At 47.6% G+C, this 17,598-nt stretch carries 14 protein-coding genes and 1 tRNA gene; 4 read left to right on the forward strand and 11 right to left on the reverse strand.

Going from position 1 to position 17,598, the window contains the following annotated elements:
• Window positions 1-49: 49 nt before the first annotated feature.
• The gene (locus HXT29_RS03815) at window positions 50-1,318 is read right to left on the reverse strand and encodes a sensor histidine kinase (protein ID WP_422118291.1); all 1,269 of its coding nucleotides are present in this window, start codon (window positions 1,316-1,318) and stop codon (window positions 50-52) included.
• A gap of 241 nt (window positions 1,319-1,559) precedes the next feature.
• Here HXT29_RS03815 and phoU point away from each other — a divergent pair, with 241 nt between their 5' ends.
• Window positions 1,560-2,240: a phosphate signaling complex protein PhoU gene (gene phoU, locus HXT29_RS03820; protein WP_004105212.1), complete on the forward strand. Its 681-nt coding sequence runs from the start codon at window positions 1,560-1,562 to the stop codon at window positions 2,238-2,240.
• A gap of 171 nt (window positions 2,241-2,411) precedes the next feature.
• Here the strand turns inward: phoU and HXT29_RS03825 are convergent, their stop codons facing one another.
• Together HXT29_RS03825 and lysS are read right to left on the reverse strand one after the other, a co-directional pair.
• Complete coding sequence (locus tag HXT29_RS03825; protein ID WP_004119231.1) at window positions 2,412-3,152, reverse strand: phosphoglyceromutase; 741 nt, start codon at window positions 3,150-3,152, stop codon at window positions 2,412-2,414.
• A 70-nt stretch (window positions 3,153-3,222) separates the two neighbouring features.
• Window positions 3,223-4,920: a lysine--tRNA ligase gene (gene lysS, locus HXT29_RS03830; protein WP_004105214.1), complete on the reverse strand. Its 1,698-nt coding sequence runs from the start codon at window positions 4,918-4,920 to the stop codon at window positions 3,223-3,225.
• Between the two features lie 260 nt (window positions 4,921-5,180).
• Here lysS and HXT29_RS03835 point away from each other — a divergent pair.
• The 3 genes from HXT29_RS03835 (at window position 5,181) to HXT29_RS03845 (ending at window position 8,179) form a co-directional block, all read left to right on the forward strand.
• Window positions 5,181-5,254 (forward strand) — tRNA-Pro (locus tag HXT29_RS03835).
• A gap of 268 nt (window positions 5,255-5,522) precedes the next feature.
• A complete protein-coding gene (locus HXT29_RS03840; RefSeq protein WP_422118292.1) occupies window positions 5,523-7,514 on the forward strand; it encodes a DUF4037 domain-containing protein in 1,992 nt (663 codons plus the stop codon).
• Window positions 7,514-8,179, forward strand: a complete 666-nt coding sequence (locus HXT29_RS03845; protein WP_174164182.1) for a DUF4125 family protein — start codon at window positions 7,514-7,516, stop codon at window positions 8,177-8,179. The genes HXT29_RS03840 and HXT29_RS03845 overlap by 1 nt, the downstream gene beginning before the upstream one ends.
• A gap of 222 nt (window positions 8,180-8,401) precedes the next feature.
• Here the strand turns inward: HXT29_RS03845 and HXT29_RS03850 are convergent, their stop codons facing one another.
• From HXT29_RS03850 to HXT29_RS03885, 8 genes are all read right to left on the reverse strand, one after another.
• Window positions 8,402-9,046: an HAD family hydrolase gene (locus HXT29_RS03850; RefSeq protein ID WP_410294722.1), complete on the reverse strand. Its 645-nt coding sequence runs from the start codon at window positions 9,044-9,046 to the stop codon at window positions 8,402-8,404.
• Window positions 9,047-9,117: 71 nt separating this feature from the next.
• Window positions 9,118-9,591, reverse strand: a complete 474-nt coding sequence (locus HXT29_RS03855; RefSeq protein WP_064340461.1) for a metal-sulfur cluster assembly factor — start codon at window positions 9,589-9,591, stop codon at window positions 9,118-9,120.
• Between the two features lie 35 nt (window positions 9,592-9,626).
• Window positions 9,627-10,355, reverse strand: a complete 729-nt coding sequence (sufU, locus tag HXT29_RS03860) for a Fe-S cluster assembly sulfur transfer protein SufU (protein ID WP_422118293.1) — start codon at window positions 10,353-10,355, stop codon at window positions 9,627-9,629.
• An 87-nt stretch (window positions 10,356-10,442) separates the two neighbouring features.
• The gene (locus HXT29_RS03865; protein ID WP_410294724.1) at window positions 10,443-11,786 is read right to left on the reverse strand and encodes a SufS family cysteine desulfurase; all 1,344 of its coding nucleotides are present in this window, start codon (window positions 11,784-11,786) and stop codon (window positions 10,443-10,445) included.
• A gap of 94 nt (window positions 11,787-11,880) precedes the next feature.
• Entirely contained in the window at window positions 11,881-12,657 is a 777-nt protein-coding gene (gene sufC, locus HXT29_RS03870) for a Fe-S cluster assembly ATPase SufC (protein WP_004105229.1), read from the reverse strand.
• A 30-nt stretch (window positions 12,658-12,687) separates the two neighbouring features.
• Entirely contained in the window at window positions 12,688-13,977 is a 1,290-nt protein-coding gene (sufD, locus tag HXT29_RS03875; RefSeq protein ID WP_422118294.1) for a Fe-S cluster assembly protein SufD, read from the reverse strand.
• Window positions 13,977-15,518 carry a Fe-S cluster assembly protein SufB gene (gene sufB, locus HXT29_RS03880; RefSeq protein WP_100066584.1) on the reverse strand — a complete coding sequence of 514 codons (1,542 nt, stop codon included), beginning with the start codon at window positions 15,516-15,518 and terminating at the stop codon, window positions 13,977-13,979. The genes sufD and sufB overlap by 1 nt, the downstream gene beginning before the upstream one ends.
• A gap of 394 nt (window positions 15,519-15,912) precedes the next feature.
• On the reverse strand, window positions 15,913-17,595 hold the full coding sequence (locus tag HXT29_RS03885) for a CTP synthase (protein WP_004119263.1): 1,683 nt from the start codon (window positions 17,593-17,595) through the stop codon (window positions 15,913-15,915).
• Window positions 17,596-17,598: the final 3 nt, after the last annotated feature.

The following is a 17,598-nucleotide window of genomic DNA, read 5'->3' on the forward strand; positions in this document are numbered from 1 at the left end:
ATTTGCTGGCTTGCTAACTTACTGATTTTCTAACTTACTAATTTGCTGCTTATTTATTTGCAATTGGTAGCGCAAAACTTACGGTAGTACCCTGCCCCGGCATACTCCAAAGAGTAATATTTCCGTGGTGCGTAAGTGCCACATGCTTGGCAATTGCAAGCCCTAAACCAACGCCATCCTGGCTTTGACTATTTTGATTATTCGCACGATAGAATCGTTCAAAAATTCGCGACTGATCTTGCAAATCAATGCCAACTCCGCGATCTACAACACGGATCACAGCGTATTGACCATCTGTCGATAGTGACGCAGATAGCGAAACTGTAGAATTTTTTGGAGAATACGTAATTGCATTCTCAACTAATTTCCGCACTGCAGCTTGAATTTGCGAAATTTCACCGCGCACGCACAAACGCGAATCGACTTTTGACACAACGCGTACGCAACAATCCTTAGCAAATGAAGCAACTTGATTTTGCACATACGACAAAACATCATTCAAAGAAAATACTTGCGCAGAATCTAAGTCAATAGGATTTTGAGCGCGAACCAGCCACAACAAATCTTCAAGCATGTGCTCAAGTTTCTTGGAAGATTTACCGGCAATTTGCGCAATATCTTTAATTTTTTGCGCAGATACCTGTTCGTTTTGCAAAACTTTCGTAAGCTGAGTTAAGTTGCGAGTAGATCGCATTAACTGCTCAGAAACGTTGGAAATAAAGTCGTCGCGAGTTTGCGCAAAACGGTGAGCTGCACTCGTATCCTCAATAATTACAACTACGATACCGCCTCCAATGCTTCCAGCCGTAACAGTAAGCCAATTAGGGCGCGAAACAGTGGTTGACTCTTGAGGATTTACAGTTATTGACACATAACGCTCAGGTGTCAAAGTAACCAAAGAGAAGCGCTCGAATCCGCCAGAAGCTCGCACGGAATTAACAGCTTGAAGAACGCGAGGCTGGCATAACGAATCATCGCTAACAACACCCAGCAAATAAGCCTCGGAGCTTGCGCGAATTACGTCATTGTTGGCATCAATTACAACAGTTGGCATGTCGAGCATTGCCAAAACTTGGGACGCGTCGTAGCTGATATCGTCACTTGCGTTGTCGCTTGAATCGTCGCTTATGTCGTCGCTTATGTCGTCGCTTTCGTCATACTTTGCGCCACGAATATAATTAAACGCTCGTTTAAAAAGACGGCAAACTGTAGAAAACCAATCCGACATCAACACACACAACGAAAGCACAACGCACAACGCAAGCACGCCGAAAGCAACAAATACAACGATCACAACCGCAGAAGAACCTTGAGGCATACTCCTATAATCTCATACTTTGCGCGCTTTTGTAACTATGCAACTAAAAAGCGGCATAAACTTTACACGGCTGTAAAGTTTCGGTCGAAAATCACCACAAAAACGGCAGAAACTTTACACCGCCGTAAAGTTTCGGTCGCTTCGTTACCAGCGTCGTCTATAATTACATAGGATGCCTGACTTATAGCGACGTGCAAACTAGGCGTTCAAATAAACTCACAGCACTGAGAAAGGACGCACCATGCGAGTAATTTTCAACGAAGAAATGAAGGCAATTGCTTCAAACATCGAACGCATGGCAGAACTTGTAGCAAAAGCTATGAACGATGCTGGAAGCGCGCTTTTAAACGCGGATTTGGAAGCTGCTCAAACTGTTATCGATAAAGACGCAGACTTAGACGCTTTAGAAGCAAACACTATTGACCAATGCTTGACTTTGCTTGCTCGCCAAAACCCTGTGGCAACGGACTTGCGCGAAGTTGTAGCTACAATGCGATTAGCTGCAACGTTTGAACGCATGGGAGATTTAACAAGTCATATCGCTCAAATTACTAGACGAACCTGGCCTGAATCTGCTATTGCACAAGAAGGACGCGAAACTATTGTTGCAATGGTTGATTTCTTGCGCGAACTGTCAGGTCGCTTAACGACCATGGTTGCAAATCGCGACGTGCAAATTGCGGAAACTATTATTGCTGGCGACGATGCGCTCGACAAATTGCACGAGAAGATTTTTGAGCTGGTAGAAGGCGAAAATTGGAAGGGTACGCGCAGGCAGTTAATTGATGTCGTTCTGCTTAGCCGCTTTATTGAGCGAATTGGAGACCATTGCGTTGCCGTCGCAAGGCAAATTGTGTTTATTGTTTCCGGATTCGATCCGTCCAAGAAGCCAGAGCCAGATAAAGACACTGTTGTAGCGTAACGCGGTTACAGCAAAACACGCTACGCAATTTCAAGTTGCACAAAGCGCGCATGAAAATAAAAGTAAACAAAAAGTAGGTTTGCAAATTAATTGCAAACCTACTTTTATTTTAAAAGCTAACTTAAGCTCTCAAAACTAACTTAAGCGCTCCAAAGCCAGCGAATCAGAATCTCACTTCTGACCCTGAGCAGCCACAGCGGCAGCACCGGCAGCAGCAGCTTCTGGATCCAAATACTCACCGCGAGGCTTGATTGGCTTGAAGTTCTCATCCAACTCGTAAAGCAGAGGAATAGCGGTTGGAATGTTCACCTTGGAAATCTCTTCCTCGCTCAAGTTATCGAGCATCTTAACGATTGCGCGCAAGCTGTTGCCGTGAGCAGCAATCATTACAGTCTTGCCGGACTTAAGCTCTGGAATAATATCCGACTCCCAGTAAGGAGTTACGCGAGTCACGACGTTTGCCAAAGCCTCAGTTTCTGGAACTGGTTCGCCAGCATAACGCGGATCGTTAGCCTGGGAATACTGATCATTTGGATCAATCTCAGGAGGTGGAGTTGCGTAAGAGCGACGCCAAATCATGAACTTCTCATCGCCATATTCCTGACGAATTGCAGACTTATTCTTGCCTTGCAAAGCACCGTAGTGACGCTCGTTCAAACGCCAGCTGCGACGAACTGGAATCCAAAGGCGGTCGGCTGCATCAAGCGCGTAATTCGCGGTATTGATAGCACGACGAAGCAAAGAAGTGAACACGATGTCTGGAAGAACGTTCTTCTCTTTAAGAAGCTCGCCACCATGCTTAGCTTCCTCGACACCCTGCTCAGTCAGCGGTACATCAACCCAACCAGTGAACTGATTGGTCTTATTCCATGCGCTCTGACCATGTCGGAGCAATACTAATTTGTATGTCATAATTACCTAGTCTATTCGTTTCATACGACTACTTGCATTAACACTTACATTAACTTTGACTTTGCGTCAACTAGCGAAGAGGCTTTACGAGTGGGAATGTAATTGTTTCGCGAATAGTTGCGCCCGTAAGAGCGATCAGCAAGCGATCAATTCCCATGCCCATGCCGCCAGCAGGAGGCATGCCGACGCCGAGAGCCTCAATGAAGTCCTCATCAATATCCATTGCCTCAACATCGCCAGCCAAAGCATCCTTAGCTTGAGCAACAAAGCGCTCGCGCTGCACAACAGGATCGTTAAGCTCAGAATAGCCGGTTGCAAGCTCAAAGCCGCGCACGTACAAATCCCACTTTTCAACCATTCCAGGCTTCGTGCGGTGACCCTTAACAAGCGGGCTAGTCTCAACTGGGAAGTCACGCACAAACGTTGGCGCGTAAAGCTTATCCTCGTAGAAGTGCTCCCACAAGTGCTCAACCAACTTGCCGTGATTCTCAACTTCGTCGCGCTCAACGCCAAGCTTGTCCGCAATCGCGCCCAAATGCTCAACAGAAGTTTCCGGAGTAATCTCCTCGCCCAAAGCCTCAGAAAGCGAGCCGTACATGGTAATCTGCTTCCATTCGCCACCAAAATCGTACTCTTCGCCGTTAAGCAAAGTCACCTTAGTTGAACCGAAAGCGTCTAGTGCAGCCTTTTGAATCAGCTCCTTGGTAAGAGCAGCAATCGTATCGTAAGTGCCGTAAGCCTGGTAAGCCTCAAGCATTGTAAACTCTGGAGCGTGAGTTGCATCCACGCCTTCGTTTCTAAAGTCGCGGTTGATTTCGAACACGCGCTCAATGCCACCAACCAAGCAGCGCTTCAAGAAAAGCTCCGGAGCAATGCGCAAATAAAGATCAATGTCGAAAGCGTTCATGTGAGTTGTGAATGGACGAGCAGCAGCACCGCCGTGAACCGTTTGCAACATTGGAGTTTCGACTTCCAAGAAGTCATGACTGTCGAAAGTACGGCGAAGAGAAGCCACAGCGCGCGAACGCCTGCGAACCATATCGCGAATCTTCTCGTCCGCAATCATGCCAATATATGGCTTACGCGTACGAGTGTCGTCGCTTAATTCCTTGTGCAAAGCCGGAAGCGGCTGCAAAGCCTTAGCTGCAATCGCCCACTCGGTTGCGAATACGGAAAGCTCACCGGTCTTAGAAGAAATCACGCGACCGCGCACGTAAAGGTGGTCGCCCAAATCCACCATCTGCTTGAAGCTTTTAATGGATTCTTCGCCAATTTCCTTCTTGGAAACCATCGCCTGAATCGTAGTACCGTCACCGGCAGAAAGCTTAACAAAGCACAAGCCGCCAGCGTTACGCAAGAAAAGCACGCGGCCAGCAATACCAACCTCAGTATCGGTTTCTTCGCCAGCTTCAAGCTTGCCATCGAAATCAGCACGCACCTTTTCGATAGTATCCGTAACGTTAAGATGCACAGGATAAGGCTGCACGCCTTCCTTAAGCATCATTGCGCGCTTAGCAACGCGCATCTGTACCTGCTCAGGATGAGCTTGCGGTCCAAATTCTTTATTGCTTGGGTCGATTGCTTCATCCAGAGTTGCGCCTTCGTTTACGCGCTTGGCGATTGCTTCGTCTTGAGCGAGTAACATTTCGGCATGTTCAACAGTGTCAATTTCATTGACGGTATCTGTTGCTTCGTTTTCTGCTGCATTTTTATCGGCAGATTCTGCGGCACTTTGCGCGGCAGACATTGCAGTATTGGTGTCAGTCATAAACGCTAATTGTAGCCAGTAGGTAATACAGGTTTTATACGCGACTTGCAGTGCTAATTTGCGATATGTTTACACAGAAGCTGTAGCGATAATTTGTAATATGTTTACAAAGGAATTCCGCAGCTTGTACGCAATATACTTGCGCGGGACTTACTTTGCGCAACTTGCACACGCTTTACAATAATTTGTATTAGCCAACCTGTAACATTACGGACGTTGTTGGAACTTTTATGCGCATATGCTTTCGCGAGTTTCAGCATCGGGCTGTAGCGCAGTTTGGTAGCGCGCTTCGTTCGGGACGAAGAGGCCGCGGGTTCAAATCCCGCCAGCCCGACTTTTGATTTCCAGAATCACCCCCCCCCCACCGCAATTCCGACGTTTCCTATACAAGGCTGTAAAATTTCTGCCGCTATTTCGCACGCAAACGACTTTTTCTTTACACGTGTGTAAAGTTTCTGCCGGTTTTTGACGCGAAGGCGGCATAAACTGCGCGCGGCTGTAAAGTTTCTGCCGGTTTTTGACGTAAAAACGGCAGTTTCTTTACATGACTGTAAAGTTGAAGTCGATTGATTGTGAACAAGCGCAATAGCAAGGGGGCTTTGATGGAGAACGCTGCGCAATTTTATAACGAGCTTGACGAAATGTTTGCGAATCACGCAAGTGCAGACACGATCGAAACGTATCTTTTGCGAAAACTTGCCGAAGCCAATCCCCTGCAGCTTTCAATTCTCAACGAACTCATGGGATTTTATAGATCGCGCGGAGAGCACGCAAAAAACAAGCCAATCATTGATAAGGCGCTAGATTTGGCAAAGAAGATGGATTTAGCTGGCACCGAAGCCGGCACAACCACGCTAATTAACGCCGCCACAAGCCTTCGCGCGGCAGGCAGCTACGATCGCGCCGAAAAAATTTACACTCAAGCTCTTAACGAATCCTCCGAAACTCTCGGCGCTAAAAACCGCAAGCTTGCCGCGCTTCACAACAATCTTTCGATGCTTTACAGCGAAACCGGTCGCACTCATGATGCAATTGAGGAGCTCAATCATGCGCTTGAAATTTTGCAAAATACGAGCACGGATCCTGAGCGCGACATCGATATTGCCGCTACGCACACGAATCTTGCGCTTGCAATGTTGCAGGAGTGCTCACAGGAGTGCTCGCATCCTAACACCAGCACAAACAGCAAATCCGCAACTCTTGACTCCGCTTTTGAACACGCTTCGACCAGCGTTCGCATGTACGTCGCGGGGAATAACGAAAATCAGCCGCACTACGCTTCTGCATTGGCAGGTTTTGCGCAAGTACAGTGCGCGCGCGGCGAGTACGCTCAGGCTGAGGAAAGTTACAGTAAGGCACTTGATTTGATTGCGAGATGCTACGGAAAAGATAGCGAATCTTACGCGATTACGGCAGAAAATTTGCGGCAGGCGCGCGAGTTGGCAGAAAAAGTTACGAAAGAATCTACAGAAATTCAAGAATCAGCAAACCAAGATATAACAGAACAACACTCAACGAACTCACACGCAGCAAACCAGAACGCAGCAAACCATAATATAAAAACTGGCATGCAATTAGCGCAATCATATTGGCAAACTTACGGAAAGCCGTTACTTGATCAGCCAAAATTTGCGAAATACAAAAACCGCATAGCTGCAGGATTAGTTGGTCATGGATCGGAATGTTACGGTTTTGACGACGAGATTTCGCGCGATCACGATTTTGGACCAGGATTCTGCTTATGGCTTACCGACGAAGATTACGCGGAAATCGGCGCGGATTTGCAGACTGCTTACGACGCACTTCCGCGAAAATACGCCGGTTTTGGCTCTCGCAACGAAACACCGCGCGCTAAATCATGCGAAAGCAGCAAGCGCGTCGGAGTATTTCGCATAAGCGAATTTTTTGAAAATCTAACCGGCTTCCCCACCGCTCCAAGCCAAAACGAGCCGCACTTATGGCTATCGCTAAGCGAGTCAACGCTTGCAGCAGCGACGAATGGCAAAATTTTCGCGGACCCTCTTGGAGAGTTCTCAAAGGCGCGCCAAAGCTTCAAGCTCATGCCGGACGACGTGCGAATCTCACTAATCTCGCGCAGACTTGGCATGATGGCTCAAGCAGGTCAATACAATGTTCCACGAATGCTAGCACGCAAAGACGCTTCCGCAGCGTGTCTTTCTATCAACGAATTCGTGCGCGCAACCGCTTCACTCGTGTTTTTGCTCAACAATCCCGTAACTGCAGGCTACTTGCCGTACTACAAGTGGCAGTTTGCAGCATTGCGCAAGCTCAGCAATCGCATGGCTTCTAGGCTTCCGGAAGTGTGCAGCAAACTTGAGTCGATAATGCAACTTTCTTCCGCTGCTTGCTTTGGCGGAGACGGCTCCGGCGGAGACGGTTTTGGCGAAGGCGGCAAGGGCGCTGGACTTGCGCAAAAGCAAGTTTCGCAAATAATTGACAGCATTTGCGAGGATATTGTGCGCGAACTGCAATACGAGGGCTTAAGCGATTGCGACGAAACTTTTTTGGAATGGCAACGGCCGTATGTTGAAGCGCATATTAATTCGCGTGCGGCGTGCTTAAGGAGCTTATGATGTACGATTTATCAGCAAATCCGAAAACGCAAAATCTTCCGAAAACGCAAAATCCGAGAACACAAAAGCTTGCGGAAGAAATCACTAAACTCGAGTGGGATCAGTTCCAGCTCACGCAAAACGAAGGCGGACGCGCGAATTGCCAAGGAAACTGGCCAACTTTTCGCATTATGCGCATGAGTCAATTTTTGGCGTGGCCGCTTGATTTGCAGGAGTCTTATAAACAGGATCTTGAGCGCGCGAATAGCGATGGACGCAATTTGATTACGGAAAAGTATGCGCGAATGATGGAGTCGACTGCGCCGGAAATTTTTGAGCGCACGATTAAGCCTTATATTAAGCCGATTTTGGAGCCTAGAAAAAGCGCGCAGGAGCAGATTATTTTAACGCAAGTCGAGTGGGCTGCGGATTTTCACAATCGCTACCCGCATTTAGGTCTTGCGATGCGCGTGCTTAAAACTAGCGAGGATACGGCAGAAAATACGTCTTTTGAAACGTATTTGCGAGGCGAATTAAGCACATATTCTGACGCAACTTTCGCAAAATACCAGCGTTTTGTAAATAATTTGCGCACGGAAAATCTAAATCTTACGCAAATGATAATTGCGAATACTGTGCGCATGTATGGCTACGATTCGCTCGAAGCGGCCGAGCGCGCGCAATAAAGTGCTTGAGCGCCGGATTCATTCGTTACGCACGCCAATCACAACCTAGTTTCTAAAGCACCGCCACGCGAACCTGCCCTGCCTTCGTCAATCGAGACGAAGGCAGACCTCGCTTGCGTTGAAAGCACACTGTGCTTTCAACCCTGAGCAAGCTCAGCGCTCCGAATTGCTTTCGCGCGCTAAATCGCAGCGCTCAAGCAGGTCGTCGCGCACGCGCGCAGCTTAAGAATAAAGCAACGACGCTGCAGAAGCGGCGCGAGAATCACTTTCGAGAAAAAGCGTGGAAGCAGCGGAAAGACCGGCGTGTTGCAAAAACGCGCGGTAAAGCATTACGTCAGGTTTGCGCAAATGCGATTCGTAAGATGCACAAACACCGTTTAACTCACCGAGTATTGGGCAAGTTTTGCGCGCGCAGTTTAACCAATCGCAAGAAGCGTTACCAAGTGCCCACACGCGCACGCCGCTCGCAATCAACTCGCGTGCCACAGCCGAAGCATCCGCGCGTTCGCCAGCAAAACCGCGCTCGAAACGCTCAAAATACAAGCGATATAGCCACGTAACTGCCGGTCCGTGATGCTCATCAAACGAATCCATCGCTTGCTTTCTGCTCCACCCAGCCTCGCGCAATGACTCGTGAAACTCAAAACCCCATTCCGGCTCGAAACTAAAGAGCACTTCCCCAATAAAATCCGGATAATCTGCATCCAGAGTGCGGCGCACATCCCAATCTACAAGCAATTGCAAGTCGAAAACAACGTCAGTCATTCCGCGCGAAGCATACTCGCTGATACTATTTTTGCGCACATCACTTATTTCGCGAATATCACAGATACCGCTTGCACTAACTGCTTTTATTTCAGCGCCCATAATTCCCACTTGTGCAATACGTTGCTTTCAAAACAGAAACAACAAAACAAAACAGCACACCAACCAAATACTCACACAGTTGGCGGAATACCGGCACTCATCGACGCATCGCCAACTACGCCAGAACCGTACATTCCTGCAGCAAAACTCGCTTGCAAACTGTTGAGATTGTAGCCAAGCGCCTCAAGCTGCGCGCGACCGTCCTCATTAATGTTTTCAACGCTCCAACGCGGCTTCCACGTCCAGTCAATGCGGAACTCTTCGACCAAGCCTGCGAGCGCATTCGCACACTCATCCTCAATCAATTCAGTTAACGGACATGCAGGAGTAGTAAGCGTCATAGTAATAATTGCGCGCCCAAGCTCATCAATTTCAATGCCATAAACCAAGCCTAAATCAACCACATCAATGCCAAGCTCAGGATCCACAACATCGTGTAAAGCGTCTAAAATATCATCTTCTGTAACTCGGCCAATGTCATTTGCGCTTAAATTCGCAGGATGCGTTTCATGCGTCACCTCAGATGCCGATTGATTTTCTGCCATAATATTCCTTGCTTTGCTTGTACCAAAGTTCGATTTTACAAGTTGCCAAGAATTTGCGGATTTAAGTTTTGCGAGGCTTTTGCAATGCTGTCTTTTAAGCCTTCCCACGCCAAAAGCGCGCACTTAATTCGCATTGGGTAGCGCGATACGCCTTGCAAAACCATTGCATCTTCCAGCGCATCTTCGTCCTCTTCGTTTTCAAAACCTGCGCCGCGAGATTCCATAAGTTTGTGGAAAAGCGCGTCTAATCGCAAGGCTTCGTCAACCGATTTTCCTTCGACTAGATCAACCATCATTGAAAGGCTTGCTTGCGAAATCGAGCAGCCGTGACCGTCCCACTTAATACTTGATACTATTGGTGTTTCGTCATTATTGGCGCTGCGTGAAAGCTCTACTCGCATTGTAACTTCGTCGCCGCAAGTTGGATTGAATTGGTGCGATTGACCTAAAGCAGAGTTTTCTCCAGATGCAACAGCGCAACTTTCGTGAGCATTATTTAAGGTAATTTCGGCAGATTTTGTATTTCCTGCAGATTCTTGAGATTTTGTAGATTCTGTATTTTCTGCAGATTCTTGAGATTCTTCCTGCAATTCCGCTTGTGCGAGCTCGTCCGTACTTTCGAAATGAGTTTTGCCATGCGGATTTCGCGCAGCATCCAAAATTACTTCTTGGTACATGCTTTCTAAGCCGTCACCAGCCGCATCTGCAAAACCAGCACCTGCACCAAAACCAGCACCTGTTGTACCAAAACCCATATCAAACATACACACTCCTTACCTACTCGCTAACTCGTTGACTCGCCGATTCGATTGACTAACTCGCTAACTTCTCCAACTCGCTCGCTAACAATATTATGCGCCAAAATAGGCGCGAACGTGTGAGACTGCTTCAACAAGCGCACGAGCCTCATCAATCGTATTGTAAACGCCAACAGAAGCACGATTCGAAGCGTACACGCCAAAATGACGGTGAATCGGCTGAGCACAATGATGCCCGACGCGAATCGCAATGCCCTGCGCGTCCAAAAACTGTCCAACATCGTGCGGATGCACGCCTTCAACTTCAAAAGCAACTGTGCCAATTCGATTCTCTAAATCAGTCGGACCCAAAACGCGAACTCCTGGAACATCCCGTAATTTTAGCAATTCTGCAGCAATTTCCTGCTCATGCTCTGCAACTCGGTTCATGTCCAACGAGCGCAGCCAATCCGCTGCAACTCCTGCCGCAACCATTTGCGCAACAGGCTGAGTTCCAGCCTCAAAGCGGTAAGGCACATCCATGTATTGCGCCGGCTTGTTAAGCCAAGCAAGCTCCACCATTGAGCCGCCAAAATTCGCAGGCGGAAGCGCGTTCAAAAGCTCGCGACGACCATACAAGAATCCAACTCCCGTAGGACCATACATTTTATGCGCACTAAATGCCGCAAAATCAACGTCTAATGCGTGAAAATCAACTGGAATATGCGGAACTGACTGGCATGCGTCAAGCACAAAAATCGCGCCGACTTCGTGAGCGCGCTTGCAAATCGACGAAACGTCCGTAATAGCGCCAGTAACGTTGCTAATATGCGTAACTGCAACGATTTTCGTGCGCTCGTCAATAATTGTTCGCAAATAATCTGCATCCGTGCGCACGCGACCGTCTTCTGTTACATCAATCCAGCGAAGCTCAGCCCCCGTGCGAAGAGCCAGCTCTTGGAATGGAAGCAAAACAGAATGGTGATCCGCGCGAGATACGACTATTACGTCGCCTTCTTGAAGCGCAAAATTTTTGCGGAAATCACTTTTAGAATCAGCCAGATCACTACTGTCTTTTTTGCAGATTTTTGCCTTCGCACTAGCGTTACTAATAGCAGTTGCGAGAAGATTAAGCGCGCCTGTAGCTCCCGAAGTAACAACAATTTCCTCGCTGCCAGCATCTGCGCACGCTCCAACAAGCAACGCAACTTTCGCGCGCGCTTGTTCAAACGCAACCGTCGAAAGTGCAGCCAACTCGTGCGCTCCCCTGTGCACACCAGCGTTAATTGTTTCGTAAAACTCTTTTTCGGCGTCGATTACAACTTGCGGCTTTTGCGAAGTAGCTGCAGAATCCAAGTAAATCAAAGGTTTTCCGTGCACAGTATCGTGAAGCGAAGTGCCGTGAACTGTGCGACTTAAAATCGGAAACTGCGAGCGCAAATCGCTAAATTCTCGCATAATATTTTCTGTAGTCACTGTAGTCATATTAAACCGCTATTTTGACGCTATTCTTACGAATATACAGATAGATTAAACTGTACTTGAACCGCGCTTAAGCCAGTGCCGACTCAGTTGTACCTTCCGGCAAATACTTGTCGTAGCCTTCTTCTTCCAGCTCGTCCGCAAGCTCCGGTCCTGCAGTCTTTACAAAGTGACCTTGCGCAAAAACGTGCACAATATCCGGCTTAATATACTTGAGGATTCGCGTGTAATGCGTGACCATCATAATGCCCAAACCGGTGTTTTCTTTGGCGCGATTCACGCCTTCAGACACAATTCGAAGCGCGTCAACGTCCAAACCAGAATCAGTTTCATCCAAAATCGCAAACTTTGGCTTCAAAAGCTCTAGTTGCAAAACTTCCGCACGCTTCTTTTCACCGCCGGAAAAGCCTTCGTTTACAGAACGCGACGCAAATTTTGGATCCATTCGAAGCTTTTTCATAGCCTCGCTAAGTTCTTTCACCCAGCTTCTTAAAGATGGAGCTTTGCCTTCGACTTCAGTTTTTGCAGTGCGAAGGAAGTTCGTCATAGATACGCCCGGTACCTCTACCGGGTACTGCATTGCAAGGAACAGTCCGGCTTTTGCGCGCTCGTCAGGAGTCATTTTCAAAATATCTTCGCCGTCGAGAAGAACTTGACCCGAATCAACTTCATACTTTGGGTGCCCTGCCAAAGTGTATGCAAGAGTAGACTTTCCAGATCCGTTAGGACCCATAATTGCGTGCGTTTCGCCAGAATTAACTGTAAGATTCACGCCTTTTAAGATTTGCTTGCGACCTTCTTTTGTTTCTACAGAAGCGTACAAATCCTTAATTTCCAAAGTTGACATGTTTTTCTCCTATTCTTCCGTTCTTGCAAGTTAGTTTTGTGCAGGTGAGTCTTGTGCAGGCTCTTTTTTCGCAGGCTCTTCCGTTCTTGCAAGACGGCGCTCAATTGCCTTCATTAAGTGATCAACAATTTCCGGAACGCCAATTTCTTCAATCAGCTCGTTAAAGAATCCACGCACAACAAGCTTTCTGGCTTCAATCTCACTAACTCCGCGCGATTGCAAGTAGAAAAGCTCTTCGTCGTCAAATCTACCGACTGAACTTGCGTGACCGGCACCAATAATATTTCCGTTTTCAATTTCCAAATTCGGCTCAGAATCAGCGATTGCTCCAGGAGTGAGCACCAAATTACGATTCAACTCATACGAATCTGTGCCAGGAGCTTCCGGCTTAATAAGCGCGTTTCCAACCCAAGTTGAATGCGCGCCCTTTCCTTCCAAAGCACCCTTGTACACTACTCGCGACTTGCATTCCGGATAATTGTGCACAACCATCGTGCGATGCTCAACATGCTCGCCCGGATCCACAAAATACATGCCGAGCATGTTCAAATCGCCCTGCTCGCCGCCAAAATCCTGATCCATGCGAATGCGCACAACATCTCCGCCAAGAGTGACCATCGTGTGGCGAAGCGAAGCACCCTCACCCACGTGAATACGCTGATTTCCAACGTGTTTGCTGCCCGAATCCCATTCTTGAATAAAGGTAGTAGAAACGTGCGCGTGTTTTCCGAGGATAATTTCCACACCTTCTGCAAGTTTCGCGCAGCCGGTATGTTCGATAATAATATCTGCGTTTGAACGTGGGTCCGCTTCGATTACTAAGTGCAGTGCGTCAAGCGCATTAACATTATTACCCTGAATTTTCAGCACGATTGGCTTTTTAATTTCGCCAGATACGTGAAGCACGCGCGCTTGTTTCGTTGCATTCCACGCAACTGCAGCCGCGCGATCAGAAGGCTTCATTTCGGTGTGAGGAGCCTCGTTTTGCGGCTTTACTTGCAAACTTACGGAACCGTCGCTGCCAACGTAAGAATCATCCAAAGCAGCTCCGCCAACGCCTTCAAGCGTTACATGAATGCTATTAGAAGGCTCGAAACGCTCGAAAAACTCGGAAATTCGCTCAACTGGAGTGTATCGCCAATCTTCCTGCTTACGCGTTGGAATCGCAAAATCTTCCACGCTGAACGAGCGCACGGATTTGTCTGCGCTAGAAGGCATTGCCGCAGGAACCGCATACGGATCATTAGGATCTGCTACAGGAATAGTAATTTCTTTTTCTGTCATTTTATTGCCTAAATTCTCTTTTAAATCTTCGCTCATCAGCCCACGGATCCTTCCATTTGCAACTCAACTAAGCGATTCAACTCAAGCGCGTACTCCATTGGAAGCTCGCGGCTAATCGGCTCTACGAAGCCGCGAACAATCATGCCCATAGCCTCTTTTTCTTCAAGCCCTCGACTCATCAAGTAGAAAAGCTGATCCTCCGAAACCTTGGAAACAGTGGCCTCGTGAGCCATTGAAACGTCGTCTTCACGCACGTCAACATGCGGATAAGTATCCGACCTCGAAAAATCGTCAACAAGCAAAGCATCGCACACAACAGACGAACTAGAGCCCTTCGCGCCCTTAATAATCTTCACAAGACCGCGGTAAGCTGAACGTCCGCCGCCGCGCGAAATCGACTTAGCAACAATCGTTGAACTCGTGTGCGGAGCCAAATGAATCATTTTCGCACCCGTATCTTGATACTGACCGCGTCCAGCAAAGCTCAAAGACATAGTTTCTGCTTTTGCGTACGGCTCAGCAAGAATGCAAGCAGGATACTTCATAGTAGCTTTGGAGCCGATGTTGCCGTCAACCCACTCCATTGTGCCGCCTTCGCGCACGTAAGCTCGCTGAGTTACCAAGTTATACACGTTATTTGACCAGTTTTGAACGGTTGTGTATCGCACGCGCGCATGCTTTTCCACAACAATTTCAACGTTTGCAGCGTGAAGAGAATCCGTGGAATAAATTGGAGCCGTGCAACCCTCAACATAATGCACGTAAGAGCCTTCGTCTGCAATAATCAACGTGCGCTCAAACTGACCCATGTTCGGCGTATTAATGCGGAAGTAAGCCTGAAGCGGAATATCCACGTGCACGCCTTTTGGAACGTACACGAACGAGCCACCACTCCAAGCCGCTGTGTTAAGAGCCGCAAACTTGTTGTCGTCAACTGGAATCACAGTTGCAAAATACTTTTTTACAAGCTCCGGATACTTTTGCACTGCTGTATCCGTATCAACAAAAATTACGCCTTGCGCAGCCAAGTCTTCGCGAATCGAATTGTAAATAACTTCCGACTCATACTGTGCTGCAACGCCTGAAACTAAGCGCTTTTTCTCAGCTTCCGGAATGCCGAGCCTGTCGTAAGTTTTGCGAATATCTTCTGGCAAATCGTCCCAAGTTTTCGCTTGATCGTGAACCGGACGCACGTAGTATTTAAAATCATCCGCGTCAAAACCGCTTAAATCCACGCCCCAATCCGGCATCGGCTTTTGCAAAAATGCGCGGTAACCTTGCAAACGAAGATTTAGCATCCATTCCGGCTCGTGCTTGTCAGCGGAAATTGCACGAACAACCGACTCGTCAATACCCTTCTTCGCAGCCTCACCTGCAGCATCCGAATCATGCCAACCGTAATTGTAATCGCCAAATTCAGCAACAATCTGTTCGTCTTGACGTATTTTCTCTTCGTTTACGCGAGCGCGATCTGCCACATACTGGCTCATCTCAACGTCTGCAGCTTTATTTTTTGCTGAATTATTGCCATCACTTGCTGCAACGCTTGGATCGCCAGTAACGCCAGTATCATTCATATTGCCAGCATCGCTCATATTGCTAGTATCGCTCATAAAGCCTGTTACACCTCCATACTTAACGCACACCTGCGCGCGGTACGTATTAATTGGCAAAAGCTGCTCCCCAAAGCGCTACTTTTGCACTCTCCCCACTCAATTATCACCTATCTAAGGTTACCGCGTAATGCGATTTCTTGGTATAGCCGTGTTACGTGCAAAACGTAATGTTTATCACAATCTAATAAAACATAAACGGCAGAAACTTTACGCAAGTGTAAAGAAAAAGTCGTTTACGAATTAAAAAGCGGCAAAACTTAGGAAAACCAAGTCTTACCGCTTATTTCTATTTACTTAATTCTTACTTAAGTCCCACTTAAGCTTTACTTAAGCCTTACTTAAATCTTACTTAAGTCTACTTATCTTCCTTGCTATTTTGAGAAGCCTCTTGATGCTCAAGAGCAGCCGCAACCAAGCCAGCAAACAGTGGATGAGGCTTAGTTGGGCGAGATTTAAACTCTGGATGAGCTTGAGTTGCTACGTAGAATGGGTGAACTTCCTTTGGAAGCTCCACAAACTCAGTCAAATTACCATCTGGGCTTTGACCGCTAATACGCAAGCCGGCTTCACGCAAACGATCCTTATATGCCACGTTCACTTCATAACGGTGACGGTGACGCTCAGTAACATGCGTAGTGCCATAAAGCTCAGCAACAATAGAGCCTTCTTCAAGCGTTGCAGGGTAAGAGCCAAGTCTCATTGTGTGACCCATATCTCCCTTACCGGCCACAATATCCTTCTGCTCTTCCATAGTTGCGATTACTGGATCGCCACAATCCTTCTCGAACTCAGTGGAATTAGCATCCTCAAGTCCAAGCACGTGACGAGCGTATTCAATAACCATAGATTGCAAGCCAAGGCAAAGACCAAGCGTTGGCAAACCGTGCTCGCGAGCGTAACGAAGTGCGCCAATTTTACCTTCAATACCGCGAATTCCGAAGCCGCCTGGAATAACCATGCCATCCATTTGGTCAAGAGCCGCAGCCGCACCTTCTTGAGTTTCGCACTTGTCTGCAGCAACCCAGCGCACGTTTACCTTAGCCCAGTTTGCAAAACCGCCAGCCTTGATAGCTTCAGTAACAGAAAGGTACGCATCTGGCAAATCAATATACTTACCAACGATTGCAATGTTCAGCTCATGCTTTGGATGATGCACGCGCTCAAGCAAATCTTCCCACTCGTTCCAATCAACATCGTGGAATGGAAGCTCAAGTTCGCGCACAACGTAAGCGTCCAAGCCTTCGTTGAACAAAATCTTCGGCACATCGTAAATGCTTGGAGCGTCGACGCAGTTCACAACGCCTTCAGCATCGACATCGCACATAAGCGAAATCTTGTCTTTAATGCCTTGATTAAGCGGACGATCCGAACGCAAGACAAGCGCATCTGGAGAAATGCCAAGAGAGCGAAGCATCATAACAGAATGCTGAGTTGGCTTAGTTTTCAATTCGTGAGCTGCAGCAATATAAGGCACCAAAGAAACGTGCACAAACATGCAGTTTTCAGGACCTAAATCGCGACGAACTTCGCGAGCTGCCTCCAAAAATGGCTGGGACTCAATATCGCCAACCGTTCCGCCAATTTCCGTAATAATAACGTCTACATCGTCGGAAGCTTGAGCGCGCATACGCGACTTGATTTCACCAGTAATATGCGGAATAACCTGCACGCACTGACCCAAATATTCGCCAGCGCGCTCCTTACGAAGCACAGACTGATAAATCTGACCAGTTGTAACATTCGCTTTCTGGCTTAAGAAAACATCGAGGAATCGCTCGTAATGACCAATATCGAGATCTGTTTCTGCACCATCTTCCGTAACATAGACTTCACCATGCTGGAATGGGTTCATTGTACCCGGGTCAACATTGATATAAGGATCGAGTTTTTGTTGTAATACATGCAATCCGCGACTGCGTAAAAGTCGGCCTAAAGATGATGCTGTAAGGCCTTTTCCGAGGGACGAAACTACGCCACCAGTGACAAAAATATGCTTTGTAATATGCTCCTGAGAGTTACCATGTTGTCTTCTAACCATGGA

It is taken from the genome of Gardnerella sp. DNF00550, assembly GCF_049262685.1.
Lineage (GTDB): Bacteria > Actinomycetota > Actinomycetes > Actinomycetales > Bifidobacteriaceae > Bifidobacterium > Bifidobacterium leopoldii.

Coding starts and splice junctions, on each gene's coding strand:
- HXT29_RS03815 (WP_422118291.1), bottom strand. CDS start 1,318: ATGCCTCAAGGTTCTTCTGCGGTTGTGATCGTTGTATTTGTTGCTTTC.
- phoU (WP_004105212.1), top strand. CDS start 1,560: ATGCGAGTAATTTTCAACGAAGAAATGAAGGCAATTGCTTCAAACATC.
- HXT29_RS03825 (WP_004119231.1), bottom strand. CDS start 3,152: ATGACATACAAATTAGTATTGCTCCGACATGGTCAGAGCGCATGGAAT.
- lysS (WP_004105214.1), bottom strand. CDS start 4,920: ATGACTGACACCAATACTGCAATGTCTGCCGCGCAAAGTGCCGCAGAA.
- HXT29_RS03840 (WP_422118292.1), top strand. CDS start 5,523: ATGGAGAACGCTGCGCAATTTTATAACGAGCTTGACGAAATGTTTGCG.
- HXT29_RS03845 (WP_174164182.1), top strand. CDS start 7,514: ATGTACGATTTATCAGCAAATCCGAAAACGCAAAATCTTCCGAAAACG.
- HXT29_RS03850 (WP_410294722.1), bottom strand. CDS start 9,046: ATGGGCGCTGAAATAAAAGCAGTTAGTGCAAGCGGTATCTGTGATATT.
- HXT29_RS03855 (WP_064340461.1), bottom strand. CDS start 9,591: ATGGCAGAAAATCAATCGGCATCTGAGGTGACGCATGAAACGCATCCT.
- sufU (WP_422118293.1), bottom strand. CDS start 10,355: ATGTTTGATATGGGTTTTGGTACAACAGGTGCTGGTTTTGGTGCAGGT.
- HXT29_RS03865 (WP_410294724.1), bottom strand. CDS start 11,786: ATGCGAGAATTTAGCGATTTGCGCTCGCAGTTTCCGATTTTAAGTCGC.
- sufC (WP_004105229.1), bottom strand. CDS start 12,657: ATGTCAACTTTGGAAATTAAGGATTTGTACGCTTCTGTAGAAACAAAA.
- sufD (WP_422118294.1), bottom strand. CDS start 13,977: ATGAGCGAAGATTTAAAAGAGAATTTAGGCAATAAAATGACAGAAAAA.
- sufB (WP_100066584.1), bottom strand. CDS start 15,518: ATGAATGATACTGGCGTTACTGGCGATCCAAGCGTTGCAGCAAGTGAT.
- HXT29_RS03885 (WP_004119263.1), bottom strand. CDS start 17,595: ATGGTTAGAAGACAACATGGTAACTCTCAGGAGCATATTACAAAGCAT.